General features: G+C 45.2%; 4 protein-coding genes. 3 read left to right on the forward strand and 1 reads right to left on the reverse strand.

The window, feature by feature from the left end; genetic code table 11:
* The first annotated feature begins 262 nt into the window (after nucleotides 1-262).
* The 3 genes from AABK37_RS40605 to AABK37_RS40615 all read left to right on the forward strand — a co-directional run bounded on the left by AABK37_RS40605 (nucleotide 263) and on the right by AABK37_RS40615 (nucleotide 2,976).
* Nucleotides 263-1,363, forward strand: coding sequence for a Get3/ArsA fold putative tail anchor-mediating ATPase NosAFP (locus AABK37_RS40605; protein ID WP_432557047.1), 1,101 nt, complete (start codon nucleotides 263-265; stop codon nucleotides 1,361-1,363).
* 192 nt (nucleotides 1,364-1,555) lie between these two features.
* Nucleotides 1,556-2,590 carry a chlorophyll synthase ChlG gene (chlG, locus tag AABK37_RS40610; RefSeq protein WP_432557048.1) on the forward strand — a complete coding sequence of 345 codons (1,035 nt, stop codon included), beginning with the start codon at nucleotides 1,556-1,558 and terminating at the stop codon, nucleotides 2,588-2,590.
* 98 nt (nucleotides 2,591-2,688) lie between these two features.
* Nucleotides 2,689-2,976 (forward strand): hypothetical protein, encoded by a 288-nt coding sequence (locus AABK37_RS40615; RefSeq protein ID WP_432557049.1) that lies wholly within the window; start codon nucleotides 2,689-2,691, stop codon nucleotides 2,974-2,976.
* 311 nt (nucleotides 2,977-3,287) lie between these two features.
* Here the strand turns inward: AABK37_RS40615 and AABK37_RS40620 are convergent, their stop codons facing one another.
* Complete coding sequence (locus AABK37_RS40620) at nucleotides 3,288-4,241, reverse strand: MDR/zinc-dependent alcohol dehydrogenase-like family protein (protein WP_432557050.1); 954 nt, start codon at nucleotides 4,239-4,241, stop codon at nucleotides 3,288-3,290.
* Nucleotides 4,242-4,347: the final 106 nt, after the last annotated feature.

The raw sequence follows: 4,347 nt of genomic DNA on the forward strand, positions 1-4,347 counted from the left end.
GACATAAGTCACAAGAACATCGGGAGCCGGATGCACGGAAACGGGCACGTCCGGATCTAAATGAGAGGTGCGGGAGATAATACTCCCCATCGACTCAACCCAATAGACAGAACTTCCAGCAACTGAAAGTCTAAAGATAGAGTTCTTCCGCTCGAAACTTCGTCCGGAAGCCTCTGCGATCGCACTTCAAGGCAGAAGTTGGATGATTTGCCGAGTGCTAAGTTGGAGTTGACACAAACGGCGGTAAAAAGAGAATCAACTAATGACCCAGATATTGACATTTTTGGGCAAAGGCGGCACTGCTCGTACTTTTTGCGCGATCGCCGCCGCCAAGTTATTAGCAAGCCAAGGAAAGCGGGTACTCCTAGCAGGACTAGCAGAACCAGAATTATCAATTCTCCTAGGTACGACTTTAGCAGCAGACCCCCAAGAAATCGCTCCCAATTTACAAGTCGTGCAGTTTCAAACATCTGCACTGCTAGAACGCAGTTGGGAAGAAGTGAAAAAACTTGAGGCGCAATACCTTCGCACACCCATCCTCAAAGAGGTTTTTGGTCAAGAACTGGCAGTATTGCCAGGGATGGACAGCGCCCTTGCATTGAATGCGATTCGTCAGTACGATGAAAGCGGCAAATATGATGCCATAGTATACAATGGCACAGGCGATTCTTCCACTTTGCGATCGCTCGGTTTGCCAGAGTCTCTAAGTTGGTATCTGCGGCGATTTCGGCAATTATTTGTCAACTCCGACTTAGGAAAGGCAATTTCTGAATCACCTTTTATTCAACCGCTAGTTAGTACCTTTTTTAACGTCAACTGGACGGCAGATAATTTCGCTCAACCCACCAACACCGCAAATAATTTACTGGAAAAGGGTAAAGCTGCCCTTGCAGACCCCAAGCGGATGGCGGCTTTTTTGGTAACTACACCAGACCCGATAGAAGTTGCCACTGCCCGTTATTTGTGGGGTAGCGCTCAACAAGTCGGTTTAACTGTTGGCGGTGTTTTGTTAGTTAATTCCGACATCGGCACCAATTTGTCGCCGGAATTTGCCCCCCTGCCAGTTAGTGTTGTTCCTGACTTAAAAGCAGGCGATTGGCAACCGCTGATAAACGCCCTACCCGACTTTGTAGCACAAGCAGTACAGGCTCCCAAACCAATTGAAATTGATGTCCCAAGTCGTCAGGTACGCTTATTTTTGCCTGGATTCGATAAAAAACAGGTCAAGCTGACTCAATTCGGTCCGGAAGTCACTGTAGAAGCCGGAGATCAACGACGCAATATTGTTCTACCTCCGGCTTTAAGTGGCAAATCTGTTGCTGGAGCAAAGTTTCAGAATAATTATTTGATAATTTCTTTTTAGGGAATGGGGCATCGGGCATGGGGCATGGGGCATCGGGCATTGGGCATGGGGCATCGGGCATGGAAAAAATCTCTCATTCCTAGCCCATTAAACAATTAAACAATTGCCCATTAAACAATTGCCCAATTCCCAATGCTAGCGTGCCCATTGCCCAATGCCCATTGCCCAATGCCCAATTAACCAATATGCTTTATGTCTGAATCAACTCCGATTACCCCAAATTCTAATTCTGCTGAGGCAATTAATGCCGACGAAGAAGTTAAAGCTGTTGTTGAAAGCGGTTCTAAAACTAGGCAACTCCTGGGCATGAAAGGTGCAGCAGCAGGAGAAACCTCGATATGGAAAATCCGCTTGCAACTGATGAAGCCGATTACCTGGATTCCCTTAATTTGGGGTGTAGTTTGCGGTGCGGCTTCAAGTGGAAACTATACTTGGACGCTGGAAAATGTCTTGAAGGCAGGACTTTGTATGTTGCTATCAGGACCTTTGATGGCAGGTTACGTACAAATTATGAACGATTATTACGATCGCGAAATCGATGCCATCAACGAACCCTACCGTCCAATTCCTTCCGGCGCAATTTCTCTACCCCAGGTAATCACGCAGATATGGGTATTACTTATTGCAGGGTTAGGAATCGCTTTTACTTTAGATAAGTGGGCTGGCAATCCATTTCCGACAATTACAACGATCGCGATTATCGGTTCTTTTGTCGGCTATATCTATTCTGCCCCACCTTTAAAGCTGAAACAAAACGGCTGGTTAGGTAGTTATGCTTTGGGTGCAAGTTATATTACCTTTCCTTGGTGTACGGGTCATGCTTTGTTTGGCGACCTGAATTTAACTATTGTCATTCTGACAATGTTCTACAGTTTAGCTGGATTAGGTATTGCCATTGTCAACGATTTTAAGAGTGTCGAAGGCGATCGCCAATTAGGATTACAATCATTACCTGTAATGTTTGGCATCACCAATGCTGCTTTGATTTGTGTAGTGATGATTGATTTATTTCAAGGATTGATTGCAGCTTATCTCGTCAGCATCCATGAAAATTTATACGCAGCAATTCTCGTACTGCTAATCATCCCGCAAATCACCTTCCAGGATATGTATTTCCTACGTGACCCAGTAAACAATGACGTGAAATACCAAGCAAGCGCTCAACCGTTTCTCGTTTTGGGAATGCTTGTAACTGGTATAGCACTAGGTCTTCATGCGGCGATTTGATTTATACTTCCTAAGTAGGAGATAAGAGTGAGGAGCGAGAAGTAACATAACTTCATAACTTCTCACTCTTAATTTATAGGTTTAGATTGGAATTGCTCGTGCTAAAACTACTTTATTTCCTAATTCATACTATTCAACCGTTTGTAGTGCCGATTTGTTTTGTTACTGCTTGGACATTAATTATTCTTGTAGTTTGGAGTCTTTGGGCGACAACGCGAGATAGTGTCAGTGTAGCCAAGCAAATGCATCAAATCCCTTGTAGTGGCTGCCAATTTTTTACCGACGATTACCGTCTCAAATGCACTGTACATCCCAGCGCTGCGAATACAGAAGATGCAATAAATTGTCTTGATTATCAAGCCAAAACCAATCCGATGCTTTATTAGGGGTTGTTGGGTGTTGGTTGATAGTTGTTAGTTGATAGTTGTTAGTTGATAGTTGTTGGGTGTTGGGTGTTGGGTGTTGGTTGTTGGTTGTCAGAAAGCCCTCAGGCTGGAAGCCTGGGGCTATACAAACTAAGCCCACGGAGGTGGGCTTTGTACGTGTAGCCGCACCCTTCTAGGGTGTCGGTTCCTTTCATTGGCATTATCTACTATCCACCAACAACTATCCACCAACAACTATCCACCAACAACTATCCACCAACAACTATCCACCAACAACTATCCACCAACAACTATCCACTAACAACTATCCACTAACTAATTTCTAACAACACTTTCATAACACCTTTACGTTGAGCTTGTTCAAAAGCGGCAAGCGCGTCAGAAAGGGGATAGGTAGCGTGAATTAAAGGTTGTACGTCTACTTTTTCTGCTGCTAGCAAGTCGAGTGCGGCAGGAAATGGACCACAACGCGAACCGATGAGGGTGATTTCGTCTACTACTAAAGAGGAAACATCAAAACTGAGGTTGCCTGCGTAGGTACTTTTGAGTATTAATGTACCACGCGGACGTAAAGCACGACGAGCGATCGCAAATCCTTCGGGATTGCCGGTACACTCTACAGAAATATCAAAAGCTCTGTCTGTAACAGCTTCTACAAAGCCAGTTTTTATACCTCGTGCTTCTAAATTAGCAAGTTTATCACGATGACGCCCGACAGCTAACAAATCGCAGCCTGTCAAAGCGAGTGTTTGCGCTACAAGTTGCCCTAATTTCCCATCTCCCACTACTAGCACGCGCTGATTTACACTTAACGGTATCTGCTGCTGAATTTCCAAGGCTGCGGCTATCGGTTCGGTAAATGTTGCTACTTCTGTAGGCACGTTATCGGGCACGGGATGTAGATTTTCTATCGGCAAACAGAGATAATCAGCAAAAGCGCCGTTGCGGTTGACAATACCCAAGACGGTGCGGTTTTCACAGTGCGTCGGTTGTCCGCTGCGACAAAAGCGACACTTTCCACAGACGGCGTTAATTTCTCCGACTACCCGCTTGTTAACTAAGTTTTCTGGTCCTTGGGCGACGACACCGACAAATTCGTGTCCTAAAATGCCGGTGTAGGGATAATAACCTCTGAGCAATTCTAAGTCAGTGTTACAGATACCCGCACGCAAAACGCGCACCAGCGCTTCTCCTGGTGGTGGTTGAGGAATGGGGATATTTGTCCGAAGTTGTAGTTGGTTGTTTTCTAACCAAAGTCCTTTCATTGTTATTTGTTTAGATATTAAAAGCTGATATAGCAATTCTCGGTTACGTGAGGTACACCCGTAGGGGCACGGCACTGCCGTGCCCCTACACGCGACGATATAATGT

It is taken from the genome of Tolypothrix sp. VBCCA 56010 (assembly GCF_050875635.1).
GTDB lineage: Bacteria > Cyanobacteriota > Cyanobacteriia > Cyanobacteriales > Nostocaceae > Hassallia.